At 69.7% G+C, this 21,294-nt stretch carries 28 protein-coding genes; 13 read left to right on the top strand and 15 right to left on the bottom strand.

All coding sequences use genetic code 11. The annotated features are described in order from the left end of the window. The first annotated feature begins 51 nt into the window (after positions 1-51). Positions 52-828 carry an ion transporter gene (locus ACWF7A_RS02670; protein WP_452248904.1) on the top strand — a complete coding sequence of 259 codons (777 nt, stop codon included), beginning with the start codon at positions 52-54 and terminating at the stop codon, positions 826-828. Positions 829-1,189: 361 nt separating this feature from the next. Here ACWF7A_RS02670 and ACWF7A_RS02665 read toward each other — a convergent pair whose 3' ends face one another. Next, positions 1,190-1,324 (bottom strand): hypothetical protein, encoded by a 135-nt coding sequence (locus ACWF7A_RS02665; protein ID WP_452248647.1) that lies wholly within the window; start codon positions 1,322-1,324, stop codon positions 1,190-1,192. Between the two features lie 356 nt (positions 1,325-1,680). On the opposite strand from ACWF7A_RS02665, the gene ACWF7A_RS02660 reads away from it, so the two are divergent. Both ACWF7A_RS02660 and ACWF7A_RS02655 read left to right on the top strand, forming a co-directional pair. Then, on the top strand, positions 1,681-2,535 hold the full coding sequence (locus ACWF7A_RS02660; RefSeq protein ID WP_452248646.1) for a geranyl diphosphate 2-C-methyltransferase: 855 nt from the start codon (positions 1,681-1,683) through the stop codon (positions 2,533-2,535). Next, positions 2,535-3,599 carry a family 2 encapsulin nanocompartment cargo protein terpene cyclase gene (locus ACWF7A_RS02655; protein WP_452248645.1) on the top strand — a complete coding sequence of 355 codons (1,065 nt, stop codon included), beginning with the start codon at positions 2,535-2,537 and terminating at the stop codon, positions 3,597-3,599. The genes ACWF7A_RS02660 and ACWF7A_RS02655 overlap by 1 nt, the downstream gene beginning before the upstream one ends. Here the strand turns inward: ACWF7A_RS02655 and ACWF7A_RS02650 are convergent. The 6 genes from ACWF7A_RS02650 to ACWF7A_RS02625 are packed head-to-tail and all read right to left on the bottom strand — an operon-like array spanning position 3,590 to position 9,995. After that, entirely contained in the window at positions 3,590-4,480 is an 891-nt protein-coding gene (locus ACWF7A_RS02650) for an alpha/beta hydrolase (protein ID WP_452248644.1), read from the bottom strand. The two genes, ACWF7A_RS02655 and ACWF7A_RS02650, sit on opposite strands and share 10 nt — an antisense overlap. Next, the gene (locus ACWF7A_RS02645; RefSeq protein ID WP_452248643.1) at positions 4,477-5,310 is read right to left on the bottom strand and encodes a carbohydrate ABC transporter permease; all 834 of its coding nucleotides are present in this window, start codon (positions 5,308-5,310) and stop codon (positions 4,477-4,479) included. Before ACWF7A_RS02645 ends, ACWF7A_RS02650 begins: the two co-directional genes overlap by 4 nt. Beyond that, a complete protein-coding gene (locus ACWF7A_RS02640) occupies positions 5,300-6,187 on the bottom strand; it encodes a carbohydrate ABC transporter permease (RefSeq protein ID WP_452248642.1) in 888 nt (295 codons plus the stop codon). Before ACWF7A_RS02640 ends, ACWF7A_RS02645 begins: the two co-directional genes overlap by 11 nt. Next, on the bottom strand, positions 6,184-7,377 hold the full coding sequence (locus ACWF7A_RS02635; protein ID WP_452248641.1) for an ABC transporter substrate-binding protein: 1,194 nt from the start codon (positions 7,375-7,377) through the stop codon (positions 6,184-6,186). Before ACWF7A_RS02635 ends, ACWF7A_RS02640 begins: the two co-directional genes overlap by 4 nt. Positions 7,378-7,395: 18 nt before the next feature. Then, positions 7,396-8,991, bottom strand: a complete 1,596-nt coding sequence (locus ACWF7A_RS02630) for an FAD-dependent oxidoreductase (RefSeq protein WP_452248640.1) — start codon at positions 8,989-8,991, stop codon at positions 7,396-7,398. Positions 8,992-9,005: 14 nt separating this feature from the next. Continuing rightward, positions 9,006-9,995: a LacI family DNA-binding transcriptional regulator gene (locus ACWF7A_RS02625; protein ID WP_452248639.1), complete on the bottom strand. Its 990-nt coding sequence runs from the start codon at positions 9,993-9,995 to the stop codon at positions 9,006-9,008. 135 nt (positions 9,996-10,130) lie between these two features. Here ACWF7A_RS02625 and ACWF7A_RS02620 point away from each other — a divergent pair, with 135 nt between their 5' ends. The 3 genes from ACWF7A_RS02620 to ACWF7A_RS02610 all read left to right on the top strand — a co-directional run bounded on the left by ACWF7A_RS02620 (position 10,131) and on the right by ACWF7A_RS02610 (position 13,109). Further along, positions 10,131-11,909, top strand: a complete 1,779-nt coding sequence (locus tag ACWF7A_RS02620; RefSeq protein WP_452248638.1) for a hypothetical protein — start codon at positions 10,131-10,133, stop codon at positions 11,907-11,909. A gap of 124 nt (positions 11,910-12,033) precedes the next feature. Then, a complete protein-coding gene (locus ACWF7A_RS02615; RefSeq protein WP_452248637.1) occupies positions 12,034-12,210 on the top strand; it encodes a hypothetical protein in 177 nt (58 codons plus the stop codon). An 80-nt stretch (positions 12,211-12,290) separates the two neighbouring features. Further along, a complete protein-coding gene (locus ACWF7A_RS02610) occupies positions 12,291-13,109 on the top strand; it encodes a membrane protein (protein WP_452248636.1) in 819 nt (272 codons plus the stop codon). A gap of 47 nt (positions 13,110-13,156) precedes the next feature. Here the strand turns inward: ACWF7A_RS02610 and ACWF7A_RS02605 are convergent, their stop codons facing one another. Then, on the bottom strand, positions 13,157-13,513 hold the full coding sequence (locus tag ACWF7A_RS02605) for a DUF6401 family natural product biosynthesis protein (RefSeq protein ID WP_452248635.1): 357 nt from the start codon (positions 13,511-13,513) through the stop codon (positions 13,157-13,159). 114 nt (positions 13,514-13,627) lie between these two features. Between ACWF7A_RS02605 and ACWF7A_RS02600 the strand changes: the two genes are divergently transcribed. Genes ACWF7A_RS02600 through ACWF7A_RS02585 form a run of 4 tightly spaced genes read left to right on the top strand, consistent with a single transcriptional unit; the run spans position 13,628 to position 15,211 of the window. Then, positions 13,628-13,966, top strand: coding sequence for a hypothetical protein (locus ACWF7A_RS02600; protein ID WP_452248634.1), 339 nt, complete (start codon positions 13,628-13,630; stop codon positions 13,964-13,966). A 58-nt stretch (positions 13,967-14,024) separates the two neighbouring features. Continuing rightward, the gene (locus tag ACWF7A_RS02595) at positions 14,025-14,213 is read left to right on the top strand and encodes a DUF3072 domain-containing protein (RefSeq protein WP_452248633.1); all 189 of its coding nucleotides are present in this window, start codon (positions 14,025-14,027) and stop codon (positions 14,211-14,213) included. Positions 14,214-14,268: 55 nt separating this feature from the next. Beyond that, a complete protein-coding gene (locus ACWF7A_RS02590) occupies positions 14,269-14,706 on the top strand; it encodes a general stress protein (protein ID WP_452248632.1) in 438 nt (145 codons plus the stop codon). Positions 14,707-14,710: 4 nt separating this feature from the next. Further along, the gene (locus tag ACWF7A_RS02585; protein ID WP_452248631.1) at positions 14,711-15,211 is read left to right on the top strand and encodes an MSMEG_6728 family protein; all 501 of its coding nucleotides are present in this window, start codon (positions 14,711-14,713) and stop codon (positions 15,209-15,211) included. On the opposite strand, the gene ACWF7A_RS02580 is transcribed toward ACWF7A_RS02585, so the two are convergent. Further along, on the bottom strand, positions 15,145-16,062 hold the full coding sequence (locus ACWF7A_RS02580; RefSeq protein WP_452248630.1) for an anti-sigma factor RsbA family regulatory protein: 918 nt from the start codon (positions 16,060-16,062) through the stop codon (positions 15,145-15,147). The genes ACWF7A_RS02585 and ACWF7A_RS02580 overlap by 67 nt on opposite strands. Positions 16,063-16,223: 161 nt before the next feature. Here ACWF7A_RS02580 and ACWF7A_RS02575 point away from each other — a divergent pair, with 161 nt between their 5' ends. Continuing rightward, positions 16,224-16,598, top strand: a complete 375-nt coding sequence (locus ACWF7A_RS02575; RefSeq protein ID WP_452248629.1) for an STAS domain-containing protein — start codon at positions 16,224-16,226, stop codon at positions 16,596-16,598. Here the strand turns inward: ACWF7A_RS02575 and ACWF7A_RS02570 are convergent. The 4 genes from ACWF7A_RS02570 to ACWF7A_RS02555 form a co-directional block, all read right to left on the bottom strand. Further along, entirely contained in the window at positions 16,595-16,966 is a 372-nt protein-coding gene (locus ACWF7A_RS02570; protein WP_452248628.1) for a VOC family protein, read from the bottom strand. The two genes, ACWF7A_RS02575 and ACWF7A_RS02570, sit on opposite strands and share 4 nt — an antisense overlap. A gap of 184 nt (positions 16,967-17,150) precedes the next feature. Beyond that, the gene (locus ACWF7A_RS02565) at positions 17,151-17,546 is read right to left on the bottom strand and encodes a PRC-barrel domain containing protein (RefSeq protein ID WP_452248627.1); all 396 of its coding nucleotides are present in this window, start codon (positions 17,544-17,546) and stop codon (positions 17,151-17,153) included. Positions 17,547-17,580: 34 nt separating this feature from the next. Beyond that, the gene (locus ACWF7A_RS02560; RefSeq protein WP_452248626.1) at positions 17,581-18,129 is read right to left on the bottom strand and encodes a DUF305 domain-containing protein; all 549 of its coding nucleotides are present in this window, start codon (positions 18,127-18,129) and stop codon (positions 17,581-17,583) included. Further along, positions 18,114-18,968: a lytic polysaccharide monooxygenase auxiliary activity family 9 protein gene (locus ACWF7A_RS02555; RefSeq protein WP_452248625.1), complete on the bottom strand. Its 855-nt coding sequence runs from the start codon at positions 18,966-18,968 to the stop codon at positions 18,114-18,116. Before ACWF7A_RS02555 ends, ACWF7A_RS02560 begins: the two co-directional genes overlap by 16 nt. Positions 18,969-19,169: 201 nt before the next feature. Here ACWF7A_RS02555 and ACWF7A_RS02550 point away from each other — a divergent pair, with 201 nt between their 5' ends. Both ACWF7A_RS02550 and ACWF7A_RS02545 read left to right on the top strand, forming a co-directional pair. Further along, a complete protein-coding gene (locus ACWF7A_RS02550) occupies positions 19,170-19,526 on the top strand; it encodes a VOC family protein (protein WP_452248624.1) in 357 nt (118 codons plus the stop codon). A gap of 10 nt (positions 19,527-19,536) precedes the next feature. After that, positions 19,537-19,782: a DUF2630 family protein gene (locus ACWF7A_RS02545; protein ID WP_452248623.1), complete on the top strand. Its 246-nt coding sequence runs from the start codon at positions 19,537-19,539 to the stop codon at positions 19,780-19,782. A 1-nt stretch (position 19,783) separates the two neighbouring features. On the opposite strand, the gene ACWF7A_RS02540 is transcribed toward ACWF7A_RS02545, so the two are convergent. Together ACWF7A_RS02540 and ACWF7A_RS02535 are read right to left on the bottom strand one after the other, a co-directional pair. Beyond that, positions 19,784-20,269: a GtrA family protein gene (locus tag ACWF7A_RS02540; protein WP_452248622.1), complete on the bottom strand. Its 486-nt coding sequence runs from the start codon at positions 20,267-20,269 to the stop codon at positions 19,784-19,786. 74 nt (positions 20,270-20,343) lie between these two features. Beyond that, a complete protein-coding gene (locus ACWF7A_RS02535; RefSeq protein WP_452248621.1) occupies positions 20,344-21,264 on the bottom strand; it encodes a helix-turn-helix transcriptional regulator in 921 nt (306 codons plus the stop codon). Between the last annotated feature and the right edge of the window lie 30 nt (positions 21,265-21,294).

The raw sequence follows: 21,294 nt of genomic DNA, 5'->3' as shown, positions 1-21,294 counted from the left end.
CGCCTCCACCGCCGATAGGTAGCACAACCCCTGTCGTAGGAGCAGCAAGTGATGATGGTGCGCGCCCGCGTCGGCGAGCTCGTGGAGAGCAACCGGTTCCAGATGTTCATCGTCGGGGTGATCGTGATCAATGCGATCACCCTCGGAGCCGAGACGTCGACCGTGCTGGAAGCGAAGTTCGGTCCGCTGCTGACGACGATCGACCACCTCGCGCTGGCGATCTTCACGGCCGAGCTCGCCGCCCGGCTCTACGCGTTCGGCTGGAAGTTCTTCAGGGACCCGTGGAACGTCTTCGACTTCATCATCGTGGGCATCGCGCTGATCCCGGCGGCGGGGCCGCTGTCCGTGCTGCGCAGCCTCAGGATCCTGCGGGCGCTGCGGCTCGTCGCGATGGTGCCGAGCATGCGCCGGGTCGTCACGGCGCTCGTGCGGTCGATCCCCGGCCTGGTGTCGTTGTCCGGACTGCTGGTGCTGCTCGTCTACATCGGCGGCGTGATCGCGAGCAACCTGTTCGGCGACACGGGCGACCCGCGCTTCACCGGACTGGGGCCGACGTTGCTGACGCTGTTCCAGATCACGACGGGCGACGGCTGGTCGGACGTCATGCGCGACCTGATGGAGCAGAAGCCCTACGCGTGGATCTTCTTCCTGGTCTACCTGATGGTCGGGACGTTCACGATGCTCAACCTGTTCATCGCCGTGGTGTGCAGTGCGATGCAGGAGGAGGTCACGCTGCCCGCACCTCGGTCCGCGAGCCACGACGACCTGCTGCTGCAGGAGGTCAAGGCGCTCAGGGAAGAAGTGCGGGCGATGCGGCAGAACGCCTGAGAACTCGGCCAGGAGTCCCGGTCGGCGACGCCGCCGTACACCGATCGGGACCCTGCGACCCCCGCCTTCCACGGGGTGACCGGGATGTTCGACACGCCCTTCTTCGCACGGCTGACCGTGTTCGAGGCGTGCACGACGTTCGGGTTGGCCTTGCACTTCGACACGTGCACCGCGCACTCGCCGACGTTGCCGAGGTCGGACCTGTTGCCGCGCCACACGTTCCCGCAGCCGTTGCCGAACGCGGGCGGCGTGCTCGGGTTGCTGTGGAACAGGTCGTACGAGCCACCGGTCGAGCTGCTTCGTCATGTCGTAGTTGAAGAACACGTTGCGCGGGGCCCGAAACGCCAGCCGCCGTGCAGGTTCAGGTCGGAGTCGAGGTCGTCGCCCACCACGACGAGCGAGTCCACACCCGCGAACCGCGGAAGTAGCCGTTGCCGCCCTTGCCCTTGTGCCACGAGCCGAGGTGGTTGTCGACGATCTGCAGGTTCGTGGCCACCGGTGGCGATCGGGTGCGACCCGGTCACAGTTCTCGGGGCTGCTCAGACGTCTGAATCTCGGGAGCCGATCGTGGGCCGAAGGGCGGGAAAAGGCCGTCACGGGCGCCGTATCGGGATTTCTCCCAACCGGCGTGGAATTCCTCCCTTCCCGTCATCCGGTCGGGCGCAGAGACCCCACGAAGGTGGGAGCACCGACCCACTTGCGCGGGTTAGGGGACCTACCGGAATGCGGTGTCCGGGGTACACGTTCGTGTCCGAACCAAGCCTGAACGGCGGATCGCTCGTTGGGCCATCAGCTGCAAAGGTCAGTTCCTGTTCGGCAGTGAGCGTTCAACGAACAGGAGCCACCCAGGTCATGGCGAGCCCCACTGTGAAGCCGGTTCTGCGCACCGACTACCAGCGTTCCGTCGCGGACTACTGGAACAAGGAGAAGGACCCGGTCAACATCAAGCTCGGCGAGGTGGACGGGCTCTACCACCACCACTACGGGCTCGGCCAGTACGACCCGGCGGTGCTGCAGGCGCCCGCCGAGGTGCGCGACCAGGTGATGATCGCCGAGATGCACCGGCTCGAGACGGCTCAGGCGGAGGTGCTGCTCGACGCGTTCGGCGACCTGCCCGCGAACCCCCACCTGATGGACGGCGGCTCCGGCCGCGGTGGCACGAGCTTCATGGCCAACGCCCGGTTCGGCGCCCGCATCGACGGCGTCAGCATCTCCGAGGAGCAGGTCGCCTTCGCCAACGGCCAGGCGGTCGAACGCGGTGTCGCCGACCAGGTGCGGTTCCACTTCAAGAACATGCTCGACACCGGCTTCGAGACCGGCTCGATGAACGGCATCTGGACCAACGAGACCACGATGTACGTGGACCTCCAGCAGCTGTACGGCGAGTTCGCGCGCCTCATCGCGCCCGGTGGCCGCTACGTCTGCATCACCGGCTGCTCCAACGACCTGACGGGCATGCGCTCGCGCGCCGTCAGCCAGATCGACCAGCACTACATCTGCAACATCCACCCGCGCAGCGAGTACTTCCGGGCGCTGGCGGACAACGGGTTCGTGCCGATCAGCGTCGTCGACCTGACGCCGGACACCATCCCGTACTGGGAGCTGCGGGCCCAGTCGTCGGTCGCGACCGGCGTCGAGGACCCGTTCCTCACCGCCTACAAGGAGGGCAGCTTCCACTACCTGCTGATCGTGGCGGACAGGATCTGATGAAGGACCTCCTCACCGGGCCGTCCGGGCTGGGCACCTCCGCTGCCCGGCTCGGGCGGCCCGAGGTCGTGGCACCACCGCCGGAACCGGGCTACGCCGAACGCCCGTGGGGTGACGGCAAGGCGCCGCCGCTGTACGTGCCGGTGCTCGAACGAGAGGACGCCCTGCTGGCGGCCGCCGTGGACGAGCGCCTCGTCGCGTGGGCGGGCGAGTGCGGTTTCGAGGAGCCGGAACGGTTCCTGGGCGGCATGTTCGGCCGGCTCGCGGTGCTGACCCACGTGGACACCGACGACGTCGACCAGCTGCTGATCGCCGCCAGGCTGAACGCGGCCTGGTGGGCCGCCGACGACCTGTACGCGGACGACACGGAGATGGGCGCGGTCCCGGCCGAGCTGCCGCCGCGCCTGGCGCTCGCGATGGCCGCGATGGACCCGGTCGCGCCCGCCGCCGAGTTCACCGCGGACCTGGAGGAGAGGGTCGCGTCCGACCCGGTGCTCGTGGGCCTGCGTTCCGGCATCGCGCACCTCACGTCCCGCAGCACGGCCACCGTGGTGCAACGGGTCTGCTATTCGACGTTCGCGATGTTCGTGTCGTGGGGCGCCTACGCGGCTTGGCGGCACACGGGCAACTACCCGCCCGCGTGGCAGTACCTCGCGACGAGGCAGCACGACACCTTCTACACGTCGATGACGCTGATCGACGCCGTCGGAGGCTACGAACTGCCCGCGCCGCTGTACTACGACCCGCGCGTGCGGCAGCTGCTCACGGCCGCGGGCACGGCGTCGGTCATCGTGAACGACCTCGTGTCGGTGGAGAAGGACGCCGCCGACGAGAAACCGGTGTGCAACATGGTCCTGCAGATCGCGGCGGACCGGGAGTGCTCGATCGCCGAGGCCACCGCACGGACCGTGGAGCTGCACAACCGGTTGGTGCGCGACTTCGAGGCCGGGCACAAGGCGCTGCTCGCGGTGCCGTCGCTCGAGCTGCACCGGTTCCTGAAGGGCACCAAGGCCTGGATGGGTGGCGGCTTCGAATGGCACACCACGCATCCGCGCTACAGGTAGAGCGTCCGCCTGAGCCACGCCAGCCGCGTGGCTCGGGCGCGCCGCGACAACGCCGCCTCCGGCACCAGCTGGTCGAAGCCGTGACAGCCGCCGGGCCAGACGTGCAGCTCGGCGTCCCCGCCCGTCCGCCAGATCCGGGAGGCGTAGTCGACGGCCTCGTCGCGGAACACGTCCACCGAGCCCACGTCGACGTAGGCCGGGGGCAGGCCGGAGAGATCCGTCGCGCGCGCCGGGGCGGCGAACGGGGAGACGTCCGGGCCACCGCGGGCCTCGCCCAGCAACGCGGTCCAGCCGGTGATGTTCGACGAACGCACCCAGGTGGTGCCGTCGAGGAACTGGTGGCCCGACGGGGTGTCGCACCTGTCGTCGAGCATCGGGCACATCAGCAGCTGGCCGCGGATCGGCGGTCCGCCGAGGTCGCGGGCCATCAGCGTCACCGCCGCCGCCAGCCCGCCACCCGCCGACGTGCCCGCCACGACCGGTGAGCGGAAACCGGTGCGCTCCATCCACTCCAGCGTCCGGTAACAGTCCTCGACGGGCGCCGGATGCGGGTGCTCGGGCGCCAGCCGGTACTCGGGGGAGACCAGCGTGACGCCCAGCTCCGCCACCCACTCCGCCAGCACGTGCAGGTCGGACCGGCGGGTGCCCGCGACCATCCCGCCGCCGTGGACGTGCAGCACGGGCGGACCTCCAGAGCCCGCCGGGCGCAACACGAGAACGGGCACGCCGTCCGCGTCCTGCTCGCTGAACGTCACCGCGCCGCCCCGCGTCAGCTCGGCGTCGGTGACCACCCGGCCGGCGGCCCGCCTCGCGGGGATGCCGTCGAGCGTCAGCGGTGGCCGGGAGAGGTCCACCGCCGACGCGATCTCAGGGTCGATCACCCCTTCACGCCCGTGTGCGCGAGGCCCTCGATGAACTGCCGTTGTGCCACCACGAACACCACGAGGATCGGCACGGCCGTCATCGTCGCGGCGGCGAGCTGGACGTTCCACATCGGGCCGCCGTAGATGTCCACGAACTGGGTCAGCGCCTGCGGCAGCGTGAACATGTCCGGGGTGGACAGGTACACGATCGGTTCCAGGTAGAGGTTCCACGAGTGCAGGAACGTGAAGATCGCGACCGCGCCCAGCGCGGGCCGGGACAGCGGCAGGGCGATCCGGTAGAAGATCCCCGCCCGGCCCAGGCCGTCCATCCGCGCGGCCTCCTCCAGCTCCGGCGGCAGCGCGATGAAGAACTGGCGCATGATGAAGATCGCCAGCACGCACGGCGCCCCGAAGACCGGCACGATGATCAACGGCCAGTGCGTGTTCGTCATCCCGAGCGATTGGAACATCTGGAACAGCGGGACGATCGTGACCTCGCTCGGGATGAGCAGGCCCGTCAGCACCACCACGAACAGCACGTTCTGACCGGGGAACCTGATCCGCGCGAACGCGTACCCCGCTAGCGCCGCGACGGCCATCGTGCCGGCCGTGACGATCACCGCGATGTAGAGGCTGTTCCAGTACTGCTGCCCGAACGGCTGCATCTTGAACACGGTCTCGTACGTGGAGAACGTCCACTCCGACGGCAGCAGCGACTCGGAGAAGATCTCGCTGATCGGCTTCATCGACGAGGTGACCATCCACCACGTCGGGAACACGAACGGCACGCACAGCAGGCAGAGCAGCCCGTAGAGGGCGACCTTCCGCATCGAGGCGTCACGACTCATGGAGCACCCACTTCCGGCGCATCCGCCACTGCAGCAACGTGAGAGCGGCGACGATGACGAACAGCAGCACCGAGATCGTCGCGCCGTAGCCGAAGTGGTGGAACTGGAACGCCTGCTGGTACAGGTAGTAGATCAACACGGTCGTGGACGTGCCGGGACCGCCCTGGGTGAGCACCGCGATCTGCGCGAACACCTGCAGCGAGCCGACGATCGTGATGATCGACGTGAGCAGGATCGTCGGGCTGATCAACGGGATCGTGATCCGCCGGAACCGGGTCCACGCGCCGGCACCGTCGATCTTCGCCGCCTCGTACAGCGGTGCCGGAACCCCTTGCAGGGCCGCGAGGAACAGCACCATGTTCAGCCCGACGTTCTTGATCACCTGCACGACGACCACGGACACCATCGCCGTCGTCTCGCCGCGCAACCAGTTCGGCCCGTCGATCCCGAACACGCCGAGCAGCCCGTTCACGCTGCCCTCCGGCTGCAGCATGAGCTGCCACACCAGCGTCCACGCCACCAGCGACACCAGCACGGGGGAGAAGAACAGCGTGCGGAACACCGTGGTGCCGCGCAGCTTCTGGTTGAGCAGCACCGCGAGCAGCAACGCCAGCGACAGGTTCAGCACCACCAGCCCGGCGGCGAACCAGGCCGTGGCGACGAGCGAGTCGCGCAGCTTCTCGTCGGCGAGCAGCCTCGCGTAGTTCTCGCCACCGATGAACTCGAACGTCCCGCCGAGCACGTTCCACTCGTTGAGGCTGTACCAGCCGACCATCCCCAACGGAACCAGCACGAACACGAGGCTGCCGAGCAGGGCAGGCGCGACGAACAGGTAGCCGACCAGGTTGTCGCGCCTGCGATACGTCCAGAACGTCACGGGCGCTCCAGCAACGGCTTGATCTTCGCGCACACCCCGTCGAGCACCTGCGACACGTCGGCGTCCGGCTTCCACAACGGGTCGAGCGCCGCGCGGATCGTCTGGTTCAGCTCCTCCTGGCCCTGGTGGCTCGGCTTCACCACACCCTTCGAGATCCCGTCGATCACGACCGACTGCAGCTGCTCCGGCTTGATCAGCGGGTTGCTCTTGGCGAGGGTGTCCGCGTTGAGCAGCGACTGCCGCACCGGCGGGAAGAACCGGGCGAGCTTCGCCGAGTTGGCCGCGTTCGTGAAGAAGCCCAGGAAGTCCGCGGCGGCCTCGGCGTTCTTCGAGCGCTTCAGGACGCCGACACCGGCCTGGCCGATCACCGCGTACTCACCCTTCGGGCCCTGCGGCAGCGGCAGCAGCGTCCAACCGAACTTGGCGTCCTTCAACGCACCCGCTCGCGAGATCTGGCTGACGGCCATGGCCGCGTTGCCCGCGAAGAAGTCCACGGTCGTGCCGGGACCGGGGATCGCCTTGTCCGTGAAGATCGCCTTGTGGACGAACGTCATGGCGTCCTTCATCTCGGGGCTCGCGAACCCGCACTGCCTGCCGTCCTCGCTCCACGCGGTGGCGCCCCAGCCGCGCCAGATGGCCGAGAGCACCGCCCAGTTCTGGTACTTGAAGTCCGGCAGCACGAGGTTCTTGCCCGCCGACGCGGCGACCGCCTGCTCCCAGGTCTTCGGCAGCTCCTTCACCAGGTCGGTGTTGACGAAGAGCCCGAACGGCGAGGTGGAGAACGGGTACGCGTACAGCTCGCCGTCCTTCTCCCACAGCTTGGTGGCGGACGGCACGAGCTCGTCGGCCTTCTCGACCTTCGCCCTGATGGGGGCGAGTGCGCCGGACGAGACGAAGTCCGGTGCCGACTCCTCCAGGATCCACGCCAGGTCGGGTGCGTTGCCGCCGGCGATCTGGGTGGTGAGGGTGGTGGTGTAGCCGTCGGCCGGGATCGTGTCGAACTTGATCTCGGTGACGTCCGGGTGCGCCGCCTTGTACTCGGACGCGATCTCGTTGAGCAGCTCGAGATGCGCCTCGTTCGCGGTCCACACGGTCATGCGCAGCGTCTTGGGACCGGACTGCGCCGAAGAGCCGCTGCACGCCGTGAGGGCGATCAGGGCTGTGCAGATGAGTGCTAGAAGCCTGGACATCGTTGTCTCCCTGGGCAGCTAGTAACCGGACACGTCCGGCCAGCGGAGCTCGACCCCGTCGCGTTCCAGCCGGTGCTGGAAGTCCGCGAGCAGGCCGGGGGTGTTGCGCACCGCGCGAGGGGTGACTCGGTGCGCCAGGCAGAAGTCCGCGAGCGCGCCCGCGACCTCGCCGACGTTCCACTCGACCGGGTGCAGCCGGTGGGAACCGTTGGTGATGTGGGTGGTGCCGATGTTCTTGCCCGCCGGTAGCAGGTTCTCGACGCGCTGGGGGATGAGCGCGCCGAGCGGGATCTCGAACGGGCAGCTGGCGACGTCGAGGTAGTTGTCGCCGCCGGTCGAGGGGTGCAGGTCGATGCGGTACATGCCGACACCCACGGCATCGGCGTGCTGCACCGCGCCCTTGTCGCCGCGCACGGCGAGCGAGAGGTCCTGTTCGACGATCGTGTACTCGGTCCGCATCCGCCGCGACTCGCGGATGTACGGCGCCTGGGCCAGGCCGTCCGCGCTGCCCGTGACGTCGCCGCGCAGCCGCAGGCCGGGGAACCCGGTGCCGCCGTCCTGCCGCGGTGCCTCGGTCTGCAGCCAGTACAGGACCGACCTCGACAGCTCCCGGGCCGCGGCGACGTGCGCGTCCGCGTCCGGGACGTCGATCACCGGCGACTCGAAGTAGTCGATCATCGGCCAGTTGACCAGGCAGATGTCGCTGTCGTAGGCGCCGTCGACGAAGTTGCGGCGGGCGGCGATGCGGCGGAACGTCCACAGGTTGCTGTCGCCGGCGCTCAGCCGCTGGTCGGACAGGACGCTCATCGGGTCGTCGTCCGGGTTCGGGGTGAACGTGCGTTCGGCGATGCTCAGCGTGCGCGGGTCGGGGGAGCGGAACGACAGCATCCGGTCGCCCCAGTAGTCCGGCTGGTAGGTCCGCCAGAACTCGTAGCGCTCGGGCCGGTCGATGGTGTGGTCGCCGTCGACGTGGTCGATCGCGAAGCACACCGACATCGCCTGCATGTTCGCCGGCTGCGCGGTCTCCGGTGCGCTGGGCTCACCGGTGTCCAGTGTGGACTCGAAGCCCGTCACGTACTCGGCGCCGGACAACGGGAGCAGCTCGCCGGTCTCGGTCGCGTCGAGGATGTACGGCGCCGTCAGTTCGATCTCGTCGCCGTGGTGCTCGACGGTGACCGACACGACCCGGTCGCCGTCGGTGCGCGCGGAGACCGGCCGGGCGGGCTGCAGGACGGTGAGCCTGCCGCTGCCCCGGTAGGGCGCCAGCATCTCGTCGATCACGGCGACGGCGACGCGGGGCTCGTGGCAGAGGCGGCTGACGTTGCCCGCGCCGGGGTTGAGCTCGCGCCACGCCCGCGCCTGCGGCGTCAGGGGGTAGTGGCGGCGGTAGTAGTCGCGGATGCCGTCGCGCAACGAGCGGTACGAGGCGGTGACGCCGAAGCGCTCGACCCAGCTGTGCTCGTCCGGCGGCACGGCCTGGCTCGTGAGCTGCCCGCCGAGCCACTCGAACTCCTCGGTGAGCACCACCCGGCGACCGGCGCGCAGCAGCGCGAGAGCGGCGGCGACCCCGCCGAGCCCGCCACCCACGACGACGACATCAGTGTTGTGCTGCAACAGATTCCTCCAGATCAACCGAGCGTGGTGCCTTCGACGAACTCGCAGGCCAGCAGCTCCTGCGGGGTGGTGCCGTGTTCGAGCACCTCGGTCAGCGCCTGCACCGCCCGCCGTCCCATCTCGCGCCGCGGGATGTGGAACCCGGTGAGCGCGACGTCGTCGGGCGCGGGCCGGGTGGCGGCGCCGAGCGTGAGCACCGACAGGTCGCCGGGGACCGACAGGCCGCGCTCGCGGGCGGCGAGCACGAGCGCGGCACCGTCGGAGACCTCCTCGGCGAGCACGCACGTGATCCCCGCGGCGAGAAGCTGGTCGAGCCCGGCGAGCTGGACGTGCGTGCCCTCGACCCCGTGCGCGGCAACGGCTTTCTTGAACCCGCGCAGCCTGTCGGCCGACGACTCCGCACCCGTCCCGGCCCCGACGTACGCGAACTCGCGGTGCCCGAGGGCGACCGCGCGGTCCACCAGGTCTCGCACGGCGGCCGCGTAGTCGGCGCCGACGTGCGGCACCGGCCCGCCCGCGTCGTCGCGCCGGCCGATCGAGACGAACGGGACGGCCTCCGCCACGAGCTGCGCGAGGTCGTCGCGGTCGATCGAACGACCGAGCAGCACGCAGCCGTCCGCGAGCCGGATCCTGCTGTCGTCGCTGAAGATCCGCCGCTTCCCGTCCGTCGCCCTGGCGCTGGTGAACAGCAGCAGGTCGCAGCCCACCTCCTCCGCCTGTTCCTCGATGCCCTCGAGGAACGGCTGGTAGAAGTCCGAGCGGGTGCTCGGGAAGACGGCCTCGTAGGTGAAGACGCCGAGGATGCGGTTGCGCTGGTCGTGCAGCCGGCGCGCGATCGGGTTCGCGACGTAGCCGGTCCGCCGGATCACCTCCAGCACCCGGGCCCGCGTGTCCTCCGCGATCCGGACGCCGCTGTCGGTGCGGTTGTTGAGCACCAGCGACACCGTGGCCTGGCTGACGCCTGCCATCCGGGCGATGTCCTGCTGGGTGAGCCTCTTGGCCATGAGCACCTGCCAATTCGAATTGGCACGGAGTCTGCGTCAGCACCCGCGCCGCCGTCAACCCTGTAATAATTCGAATTAGCATCTTGACGGGCACGACTCGGCCGGGTGAAGGTCCTCGGCCAAGGAGGTAGGCCCGTGAACGCATTCAGCCGTCGCAGCCTGATCACCGGTGCGACCGCCGCCGGACTGCTCGCCGCTCTGCCCGGTCAGGCGCACGCCTTGCCCGCACCCCCGACCGTCACCCCGGACCGTCGTGCCTTCGCGCCGGACGAACAGCGGTTCGCGCCGTACCTGATGGCGGTCTCGCCGATGGTCGCCGACATGAACGCGGCCGGGTTCTTCGGCGGCGGCTGGTGGCGCAGCCCGAACGTTTCGTACAACGCCCGCGTCCAGGAGCACGTCCACACCCTTGCCTGGTTCGCGACGCAGTCCCGTTCGTGGAACCCCTATCGCGGTGACACCCACGTGATCGCGGCTCTGGACGCCGGTCTCGGTCACTACCTCGGGCTCCAGCACGCCGACGGCTCGTGGCCCGAGTACTCGCGCGACCAGCACTCGCTGGCGGCGACCGGGTTCGCCCTGGGCTACCTGAGCAAGACGAACGCGCTGCTCGCCCGCGCCCGGCTGCTGCCGTCCCGGCAGGCCCAGCTCAGCGCGTCCCTGCACCGGGCCATGACCTGGTTCCTCGACCCGTCGAACGACGTCGTCTGGCAGTCGCCGCTCACCTGGGCCAACCAGACGACCTCCGGCCTCGCCGGCTCCGCGCTCGCGTTGAGGCAGAACCCGGACGCCGTGCTGCGGCAGCGGCTCACCGAGGCGTTCCGGCGGCTGCCGTCGGCCGGTCAGAGCCTCGCCGGGTTCTTCTACGAGGAGTCCGGTGCGGACACCAACTACAACTTCGAGGTCATGCTGCCCGAGCTCGCCGACGCGTGGCGGCAGTCCGGCGACCGGAACCTGGTCACGATGACGCGGAAGTACACGGACTGGCTCGGCTACAACCTGCTGCGCGAACCGGACGGGTCCGGCTGGTTCGCGAACATCGCCACGAACTCCCGCACGTCCTCGAGGTTCTACGCCGACGTCCGGCCCGACCCCGAGCGGACCGCGTTGAACGCCCAGTTCGTGCCGGAGGTGCCGGGCCTCGCCGCGTTCGTGTCCAGCCGCGAGGACCTGGCCTCCGCGCGGTCGGCCTGGGCCGCCTCGACGGAGCCGGTGCCCGCGTTGGTCAAGCCGGACACGTCACCGCGCATCCTCACGCACGCGATGTACGACGAGCGCTACCCGAGCCGTGCCCAACGAAGGGCGGCCATCGCCCGCTTGCCCTACCAACGCGCACACTTCACCGAACGGCGCAGCGATCAGGGACAGGACTTCCTGTTCGTGCGACGGCCACAGTGGTACGTCGGCGGGTACTTCGGCACGCGCCGCGCAACGTCGTTGGCGCGCACCGGTTTGACGTTCCTGTGGCATCCCGTCGCCGGCACGCTGGTGCAGTCGATGAACAACAACAACCACGCGTGCTGGGCGACCGTGTTCCCCGGCCAGGTACCGGACTCGAACGGAGTGCAGGAGGCGGAGTTCCTCGGCGGTGTGCCGTACCGGTTCCGCTACCGCACGCCGTCCGGCTCGGTCGTGACCGAGGTGACCGTGGGGGACCGGATCGTGCGCTCGGTGCGGGCCACGAGTGCGGCGAGCGAGCAGATCCCCTTGGTGGTGAAGGACTCCGACACGGTGGCGCTCGACTCGCGCGGCCTCACGCTCACCCGCGGCCGCACGGTGGTCCGGTTCGACTGGGCGCGGAACCTGGAGCCACAGCTGCGCACGGCGTCCACGATCACCTATCCAGACCGGACGATGCGGATCCTCACCGTCCCGCACGACGGCACGTTCTCCCTGACCGTCACGGCGCGTTAGTCCACAGAGGACAGATGCTTTCACTCTTATGTCGCAACGGCGACACGCATGTCCGTGCAGCTCACGGGGTATTCGATGTTCCCAAACCCCCTGGGTCCGCGGTTCACGCGAAGGAGTGGTCGTGATGGCACACGTGCGTCGTCTGGTCGACGTCCACACCGGAGACGAGTTCGATCAACCGGTTCCCTTCGGCCTCATCTACCCGATCTGCACGGCGGACGGCGACGCACCGCCGAGCCAGCGCGGCAGAACGTGGGAACACCTGACCGCCTGCGACCGCGAGCTACGTCAGGTGTCGTGAAGTCCGTGTGAAGTGAGTCCACGCCGGGTACTGCCTGATCGGGTGACCCGGCTCGGGCGCCCGTGCGAAGGGAGCTCGACATGGACTTCGGACAAGGGCTGACCGACGCCTGGCGCGCGGTCGCCACGTTCGTGCCCAAGCTCGCGGCGTTCCTGCTGATCCTGCTGGTCGGCTGGTTCGTCGCGAAGGCGGTGGCGAAGCTCGTCGACAAGGTCCTCGAGCGGGTCGGGTTCGACAAGCTCGTGGAGCGCGGCGGCATCCGCAGGATGCTCGCGAACAGCAAGTACGACGCCTCCGACCTGCTCGCGAAGCTGGTCTACTACGCCCTGCTGCTCATCACGCTGCAGATCGCGTTCGGCGTGTGGGGCCCGAACCCCGTCTCGGAGCTGCTGACCGGCATCGTGTCGTGGCTGCCCAAGGCCGCTGTCGCGATCATCATCGTCGTGGTGGCCGGTGCGGTCGCCAGCGCGGTCAAGGACTTCATCGGCGGTGCGCTCGGCGGCCTGTCCTACGGCCGGGTGCTCGCGAACATCGCGTCGATCTTCATCTGGGCGCTGGGCATCATCGCGGCCCTGAACCAGATCGGCGTCGCCACCACGGTCACCACGCCGGTCCTGATCGCGGTGCTCGCCACCGTCGGCGGCATCCTCGTCGTCGGTGTGGGCGGTGGCCTCGTGCGTCCGATGCAGCAGCGCTGGGAAGGCTGGCTGGGGCGTGCGGAGCAGGAGCTCCCGCAGGCGCAGGCCCAGGCGGAGGCGTACCAGCGCGGACGTGAGGACGCCGTGCGCGCCCCGGCCGCCGCTCCTGCCCCCGCTCCCGCCGAGCCCGGCATCGCGCCGGTCCCCGCCGCCACGCGGCAGGACCCGGCACTCGGCGAGCGGAGGCCGGAAGAACGCTGACCGAGGGATTCACGACGAGGCGCACTCACCTGAGTGCGCCTCGTTCGTCATGAGAGCTTCGGAAGCGCGTGCACGTCGTCGGTCAGCGGCTTCACGTCGTGCAGGTGCGCAAGCTGACAGACGGCCATGAGGCGGACGCCGAGCCACGACGTGTGCGTCCACTCCGATTCCAGCGCGTGGTCCAGCAGCCCGCGCCCGTAGGCGGCGAGGAGCACGACCGCGCCCACCGTGCCGGCGCCCTCGACGCCGAGCAGGAGGATGTCGCGCACGGCGGCACCGTGCTGGTCGACCTCGGCGGCCAGGGCGGGGGTGAGGGCGAGTGCCGTCCACCCGGCCACACCGATCCGGTCGGACAGGCCGCTGATCCACTGTCGCGCGTTCTTCTCGCGCCAGGTCGCACGCATCCCGACACCGTAGCCGCGTTCGCTGAAGAGCTGGTTTGAGGCTGCTCGAACCGGGTACTCACGCGCGGGCGCGTCAAGCAGTCGGCGCGAGGATTCCGACTGTGAAGGCGGGCGATGACCGTGACCACCGAACTCGACCAACCGTCCTCGCGTCAGCAGCGGGCGACCGCGCTGGAGAAGCTGGACAACGCCGTCTGCATCGCGCTGGCCAACGTCGAGGGGGACGACGCCCGCAAAGGGCTCGAGGAAGCACTCACCGTGTGCGCGGAGGCCGGCGCCGCTGTCGCGCCGAGCGTCCTGGGCTGCGTCGAAGCCGCGGGCGAGCACCTGCGCTACCGGGAACGGATGGAGGCGCGGATGCTCCTGACGGTCGCCCACCGGCTCCTCTCCCGCCGGCCGTCGGTGGTCGTGCCCGGACCGTCCGCTCCCGGAGACACGATCATCCGCCGGTGATTGAGCCGCGCCGACCCTGGGTATCTCGAACGCACGTTCGAGCGAAAGGGGAGTGCTGGTGAACCGCACGCCGGAGAAAGACCCTGAGGACTGGACGACCGGAGACGAGCCGATGACCGGCCCGCAGGAGTCGTACCTGCACACACTCGCCCAGGAGGCGGGGGAGGACGTGCCGGCCGAGCTGTCCAAGGTGGAGGCGTCCCAGCTCATCGACCGCCTCCAGGAGAAGACGGGCCGCGGCGCATGATCGTGTGGGACGCGGTGTTCGCGGGTAACCCGCTGAAGTGGACATCAAGCACGAAGTGACGCAGACGGAATCGTCCCTGCTGGCGACCTTCCCGGACTACCTCGACGCACAGCGCCTCGTCGACCGGATGTCCGACGACGGGTTCCCGGTCGAGAGCGTGCGGATCATCGGTGACGGTGTCCGGACGGTCGAGCAGGTCACCGGGCGCATGACGCGGGCCCGCGCCGCGGCGGCGGGCGCGGCCAGCGGTGCCTGGTTCGGTGTGTTCATCGGCCTGTTGTTCGGGCTGTTCACCGCCGGCCAGACCTGGGCGTGGTTCGTGTTCATCAGCCTCGCCGTCGGTGCGTTCTGGGGCGCGGTCTTCGGGTTCGTCGCGCACTGGAGCACGCGTGGCCGTCGCGACTTCGCGAGCGTCATGACGCTGCAGGCACGCCGGTACGAGGTCCACGTCGACAGGGAACGCGCGGCCGAGGCCGCGAAGTACGTGCTCTGAGCTGATGCAAACCTTCTTGCCGTACCCGGACTTCGCCGCCACGGCTCGTGTGCTGGACCGAGCCCGGCTCGGCAAGCAGCGGGTCGAGACGATCCAGGTACACCGCGGACTGGTGGTGCCCGGCTACGGCTGGCGCCACCACCCCGCGGTGAAGATGTGGGCCGGCTACGAGGAAGCACTCGTGCGGTACGGCCTGGACATCTGCGTGGAGTGGCGGGCGCGGGGGTTCCAGGACACGCGCGAGGAGACGTTGAGGTCGGACCTGGTGAACGCCAAGGGCATCATGATCGTGCGCACCCAGGAGGAGCTGGCCGCCGCCGGGGACCTCCCCGCCTGGCTCGGTGACCGCGAGGTGCACCTGAGCCACCAGTCCGCCTTGGTGCGCAAGGACCCCGTCCACTACCGCGGGTACTTCCCGCACGTGCCGGACGACCTGCCCTACGTCTGGCCGCCGATGCTGACCCGCACGGTGAACCCGTCCGCGTCACGGCCCATGGAGACGTAGTCGCACGTGCGGTGCAGGATCCACAGCCCGAGTCCGGCCGACAGCGTCTCGGTCGTCGGCACGAGGCCCGCCATCGGATCGGACGGCCCAGGGCCGTGGTCCGTCACCGCCACCACCACGCGTGACTCGTCCGCCCACAGCCGGAACCGCACGGGTGCGATGCCGTGCGTCAGACCGTTCGTGACGACCTCGCTGGCCGCGTAGACGACGTCGTGCGCCCCGTCCTCGCTCAGGCTGATCCCGCCGATCGCCGTGGACACCACCTCCCGCACGGCGCTCGCGGACGGCGCGACCAGGTCCACCACCGGAACGCCTCGTTCGAGCGCGTCCGGGACCGGCGGCGTCGCGGCGAGTCCTTCGCGGTAGCCGGGGTTCACCTCGTGCGTGCCGGGGGCCGTCGCGATGTTCGGGTGCGTGCGCACCACGTCGGCCAGCACCTCGGCGGGCGTCGTCCTGGTGTCGTACGGGCACAGGCCCCACACCGGGAACTCCGCGTAGGCCAGGTTCGCGGCGGCCTCGTACCGCGCCCACCAGTCCCACGGCGCGCCCATGCCGGGATGCGGCACGTCGCCGACCACGCGCATCTGCCGCGCGCCGTCCGCCGTGTGCTCGCGGAACAGGTCCCGGTAGCTCGAGATGGCCTCGGACGGGCGGGAGTACTGGTCGGCGCCCGGCCGGTAGATCACGCCGGCGCTGCCGAGCGCGGCGCGCACCAGTGCGGTGTTCTGCTCGGAGCACGCCACCACCGACGGCTCGCCCGCGCGCAGACCGTTCTCGAGGAACGGCACGGCGTGCGCGAGGAAGTCGTCGTCAGTGCCGTAGAAGGCGGTCTCGTGGAAGAAACCGGTCACGAGGACCGATGCTACGCCGCCATCCGAGGGAATCAGGCCTCCGACCGGAAGTAAGAGGACCGCCGAACCGCGCCCACACGCCTGCTGCGCTACGGTCATGTCGGGTTGAGCAGCCAGCCCTTGACGCCGGCCGTGCGTGCCGCGTCACTGGAGGTTGCACTGTGCTCACCGACGGTCAAGTCCCCTTCCGCACCGCCCGCGAGAGCGTGGGCGCCGCCGTCCTCGTGCACGTGGCAGGCGAGATCGACTACACCACCGCCCCTGAGCTGGCCGAACGCCTCGCTGAGGCGGTCCGGTCGGTCAACCCGCCTGCTCCCGTCATCGCCGATCTGAGCGGGGTCCGGTTCCTCGGTGCCCAGGGCATCGGCCTGCTGCTCGAACACCAGGACCTCTGCCTGCGCCGGGGCAGCGCGCTCATCGTCGTCGCGAACACCGCGGCCGTGCTGCGGCCGTTGCGGGCGCTGGAGCTGATGAGCGTGCTGGGCGTGCGCACGTCCGTGCTGGACGCGCTGACTCCGCCCGAGGTGCCCGCCTAGGAGCGTTCGGACGCGCCCCGCAGCACGCAGAACTCGTTGCCCTCGGGATCGGCCAGGATCGCCCAGCCGGTCCCGTCGGGGTTGCGGTGGTCGCCGACGAACGACGCGCCGAGCCCTAGCAGCCGCTCGACCTCCTCGTCCCGCGTCGTGTCGGGACGCAGGCACAGGTGCAGGCGGTTCTTGACGACCTTCGGCTCCGGCACCTCGTTGAAGAAGAGCGCCGGGCCCTCGGCCATCAGCACCTCGGTCTCCCGGTCGCCCGGCTTGTCGTCGGGGTGCATCGGGCGACCGGTGACCTTGCTCCAGAACAAAGCCAGCTCATAGGCGTTCGCGCAGTCGATCGCGACGTTCTGCAGCACCGATGCCATGCGCGCCAGCCTAGGACGAACTAGGCGCTGTCCTGCAAGTCTCGTTGGGCGGCAGTAGCGGCCGAGGGACCCGGAGGCGGCACCGCCGCAACGCCCGGATACGTCCGGTATGAGGGCGTCGCGGCGGCACCGCCTCCGGGTCTCTCACCCGCGCCTGTCACCGAACGAACTTGCAGGACAGCGCCTAGAGCATCGGCGGCATCAGCCGATAGCTCTCGGCGTAGTACTCGTCGGTGCGGCGCCGGTAGTCCTCGTGGTCGTCCGCGTCGTACTGCGGCGCGTCCTTGATCTGCTCCTTGGTGCGGTCGACGTGGACCTTGCGCGCCTCGTGGTCCACGTGCCGCACGGTGCCGACCGGGAGCACGACCTTGTGGCCGAAGATCCACGGTCCGGTGTCGACCATCAGGCAGTCGTGCGGCACCTTGGCGTTGTCCTCGTCGATCTTGCCGATGCCGCCGTCGGTGGCCTCGACGTCGTACCCGATCAGGCCGGTGTCGGGGCGGTCCGCGAGGTCCTGCGCCGGCTCACCGGTCCACGACGGGTCGCGCCACGCCCAGGGGAGGAACGGGATGGGTTGCATGTCGGCCTCCTTCAGTCCGACACGGGGTACCCCGCTACACCTTGTCGAGGAACGTCTTCATCATCCCGATCTGCGCGGTGCGGGACCTGTCGATCCGTTCCGCGAGATCCTTCACCTCCCGGTTGGCCCCGCTGCCGGACTCCCACCGCGCCATCTGCACGGCGTCGTCCTGGTGGGCGATCATCACGTTGAGCAGGCGCCGGTCGAACTCGGCACCGCGCAGCGCGGCCAACCTCCCGACCTCCTCGGGATCGGACTCGCGCATGCCGCCGTGGCCCGTGTGCGAGTCCGGCGGTGCCGTCAGCGGTTCACCCCACGACGTCAGCCAGCCCCTCATCGTGTCGGCCTCGGTCGCCTGGGTCTGCTCGATCGCGGCCGCGAGCATGCGCAGGTCCTCGTTCTGCGCCCGCTCCTTCGCGAGGGCGACCATCTCCACTCCCTGCTGGTGATGGGGAAGCATCATCTGCAGGAACATCACGTCCAGCGGATCGCCGCGCAACACGGTGTCCGGCTGCGTGGTCGCGCAGCCGGACACCACGAAGGCGAGCACCAGCAGGAGGAACCGCATCAGAGGCGTCGCCACAGGGCGGGCGTGTTCGGCGGCTCCCAGCCGGCGAGGGCGGTGTGCGCGAGCTGGCACTCGTAGTTCACGCCGCCGTAGGTGACGCGGTTGCCGATCGAGTACGTCGTGCCCGCGGCCCACGTGCCCCCGGCGGGCGGCTGCGTCGTGGTGGTCGTGGTTGTGGGCGGCTGAGTCGTCGTGGTGGTCGTCGGCGGGGTGGTGGTGCCGCCGCCGAAGTCGACGTCCGAGCACGTGTAGAACGCCTCGTTGCTGCCGACCACGCGCTGCCAGATCGAGTAGAGGACGTGGCGGCCGGAGCGGTTGGGCAGGTTCAGCGTCCAGTTCGTGAACGTGCTGGGGTTCTGGCCGTTGAACGTCTGGATGTGCACGAGGTCGGACCAGCGCAGCGGCTGCGTCGGGTTCCAGCCGTCCCTCGTGATGTAGAACTCGAAGTTGCTGTTCGAGTGCGGTGCAGACGCGTGGTAGGTCACGGTCAGCGAGCCGGGGGAGACCCGCTTGGCGGGCCAGTCGGCGCGTTGCAGGTCGAGCCCGCGGTACTTGTCGCGGCCCGCGCTGCAGAGCTTGCCGTCCGGGATGAGCTGGCGGTGGCGCCCGCCGGCCTCGAGCAGCGAGACCTCGTTCCAGTCGTAGTAGGCCTGCGTGCCGCCGGCGGCCACGGCCGCCTTGCACGCGTCGGACTTCGGGGTCTCCGGGCCTTCGTTCTTGCACGTGTAGACGCGGCTGGCCGGATCGGACATCGTGCCGTGGGCGATCGCGGGCGTCGTGGGGACGATGAACGCGAAGACCACCGCGGAAGTGGCGGAGAGGCTCGCCAGAGCAAGCCGAGTGCGTGACTTCACAACGCCTCCTGGCAGGCGGAGGTGGCGAAACACTTCCACGCGGGAGGTGGTTCGCGTGACGGGTCGGCGGCCCTGGTTCACAAGTGTAAACAATTGGTTGAACCAGTTGCTTGGACCGATCAGACGAATCGCCCGTCGAAGCGATGAGTTCCGCTCGTGTCGCCGGTCTGTCCTTCGAGACGGCTGGGAAGGGTGGACGACATGGATCTGCACAGCGTGATGTGCGTGAGCGACCTGGCGAGGTCGCTGGAGTGGTACGGGGTGTTCTTCGGCCGTGCCGCCGACGAGGTCATCGGCGAGGAGCACCTCTGGCAGGTGGGCGAGAACGCCTACGTCGTGCTCGACGCCCGTGACGTGCGGTCCGCGCGCGTGGGCGGCTCGATGGTCACGTTCGGGGTGACGCCGAGCGAGTTCGAAGGGGCCCTGGAACGGGCCGTCGCGCACGGGATCCGGCACGAGCCCGCCGAGACGTACTCCAACGGCGTCCGGCACGTCGAGGTGCTGGACCCGGACGGCAACAGCCTGTCGCTCGCGGCGCTGCCGGACGGTCCGCCGTAGAGTCGGGCAAATGAGCGACGAGAACGTGCTGGGCCGCATCAACGAGCTGGTCGACGAGGAGCACAAGCTGCGGCAGCAGCTCGCCTCCGGTGAGATCTCGACGGACGAGGAGCACGCACGGCTGCGGTCGCTCGAAGAAGCCCTGGACCAGTGCTGGGACCTGCTGCGGCGCCGCCGGTCGGCGCGTGCGCAGGGCGAGAACGCCGAGGACGTCCCCGCCCGTTCGGTCGGCGAGGTCGAGGGCTACCTGCAGTAGGTCAGCCCCTGGTGTCGCGGAAGATCACCCAGCGCATCACGCTGTACATGAACGCGGCCTCGCACGCGCCGGCGACGATCCGCGAGAGGTGGTACTGCAGGCCGAGCTCGGTCAGCGCGCTGCCGACGCCGAGGACGAACGCCAGGTAGTTGATCGCGATCGCGACGGCGTACAGGCCCGCCTGCGGCCCGACCGGCGCGTGCGAGCGGAAGTTCAGCGCCCGGTTGAGCGCGAAGCTCAGGCCGAACGCGAGCACGTAGGCGATCGTGAACGCGAGCGGCACCGGCAGGCCGAGGCCGCTCCGGAACAGTGTGAGCAGCAGCAGGTCGACGCCGAACGTGAACCCGTTGATCAGGGCGAAACCGAGGAAGCTCGGCGCGACGACGCGGGACAGGCCGAACGGCAGCCACCTCACCACGACTGCCATCAGGTCGTGGAACCTCGTGCCGAGGTCTCGGTCGTTCAGGGTGGGCGTCCCGCCGGTCATGGCACGACAGTGCCACGGTCGAGAGGGACGAAAGCGGCGAAACCGTCCTTGATCGACAGGGCGTCCGCAGGTGTTCAGCCGGTGTTCAGGTGGTTGAACCGCCGCCAACGCGTGGGGCTCATCCCGTGCAGCTTGCCGAACGTGCGCGCGAAGTACCCCGCGTCCGGGATGCCCACCTGGCGCCCGATGTCGCCGACCGGCAGGTCGGTGACGGCCAGCAGCCGCCTTGCCTGGACCATGCGGCGTTCGGTGATCCACTCCTGCACCGTGCGGCCGGTCCGCCTGCGCACCGTCGAGGTCAGGTGGCCGGGGGAGATGCTGACCGCGGTGGCGACCTCGCGCAGGGACAGCGGTTCCGGGTAGCGCCGTTCGATCACGTCGAACACCTCGGCCAGCAGCGGTTCGGCGTTCTCGCGGAGGTCGCCGACGACGTCCGCGGCCAGTCTCGACACCCCGACCAGCAGCAGCGTCAGGTGGGCCGGCACGGCCTCGCGGTAGCCGTCGCGGCGCTGATGGAGCTCGTCGTGCAGCGCTTCGACACGAGCGGTCCACTCGGCTCGTTGCCCGTCGGGGACCTTGAGCCGCAACGCGCCGGTCGCGCCGCCGTGGACGAACGGGAACAGCAGCGGGTGCGTGCGCCACGCCAGGTGCGCGCCGGGAGTCTCGGGGCCGAGCGCGTCGGCGGTGAAGAAGACGCCCCAGCCCCGCGCGCCGAGGAGGTCGCCGCTGCGGGCCTGGCCCATGACGTCGCCGGGCGCGATGACGAACAGGTCGCCTGCCTCCACCTCCCGCACGTGCTTGCCGTGGCGGACCACGCCGCCGGAGGTCTCGAAGTAGGCGAGGCCGGGGAAGTCGTGGGAGTGCGCCTCGTGCGCCCCGTCGAAGTCCGCGCCGTGCCCGAGCGGAACGGCCGCCACGGACAGCTCGCCGGGGTCGGGCCGCCACGCGTACCGGGCGGGCTCTTCGCCCTTCAGGGGTGTTCGTCTGGTGCGCACCGTCAAATCATCCCATTCAAACCGTGGATC

It is taken from the genome of Lentzea sp. NPDC055074 (assembly GCF_053608005.1).
This window is presented reverse-complemented; position numbering and strand designations above follow the sequence as displayed.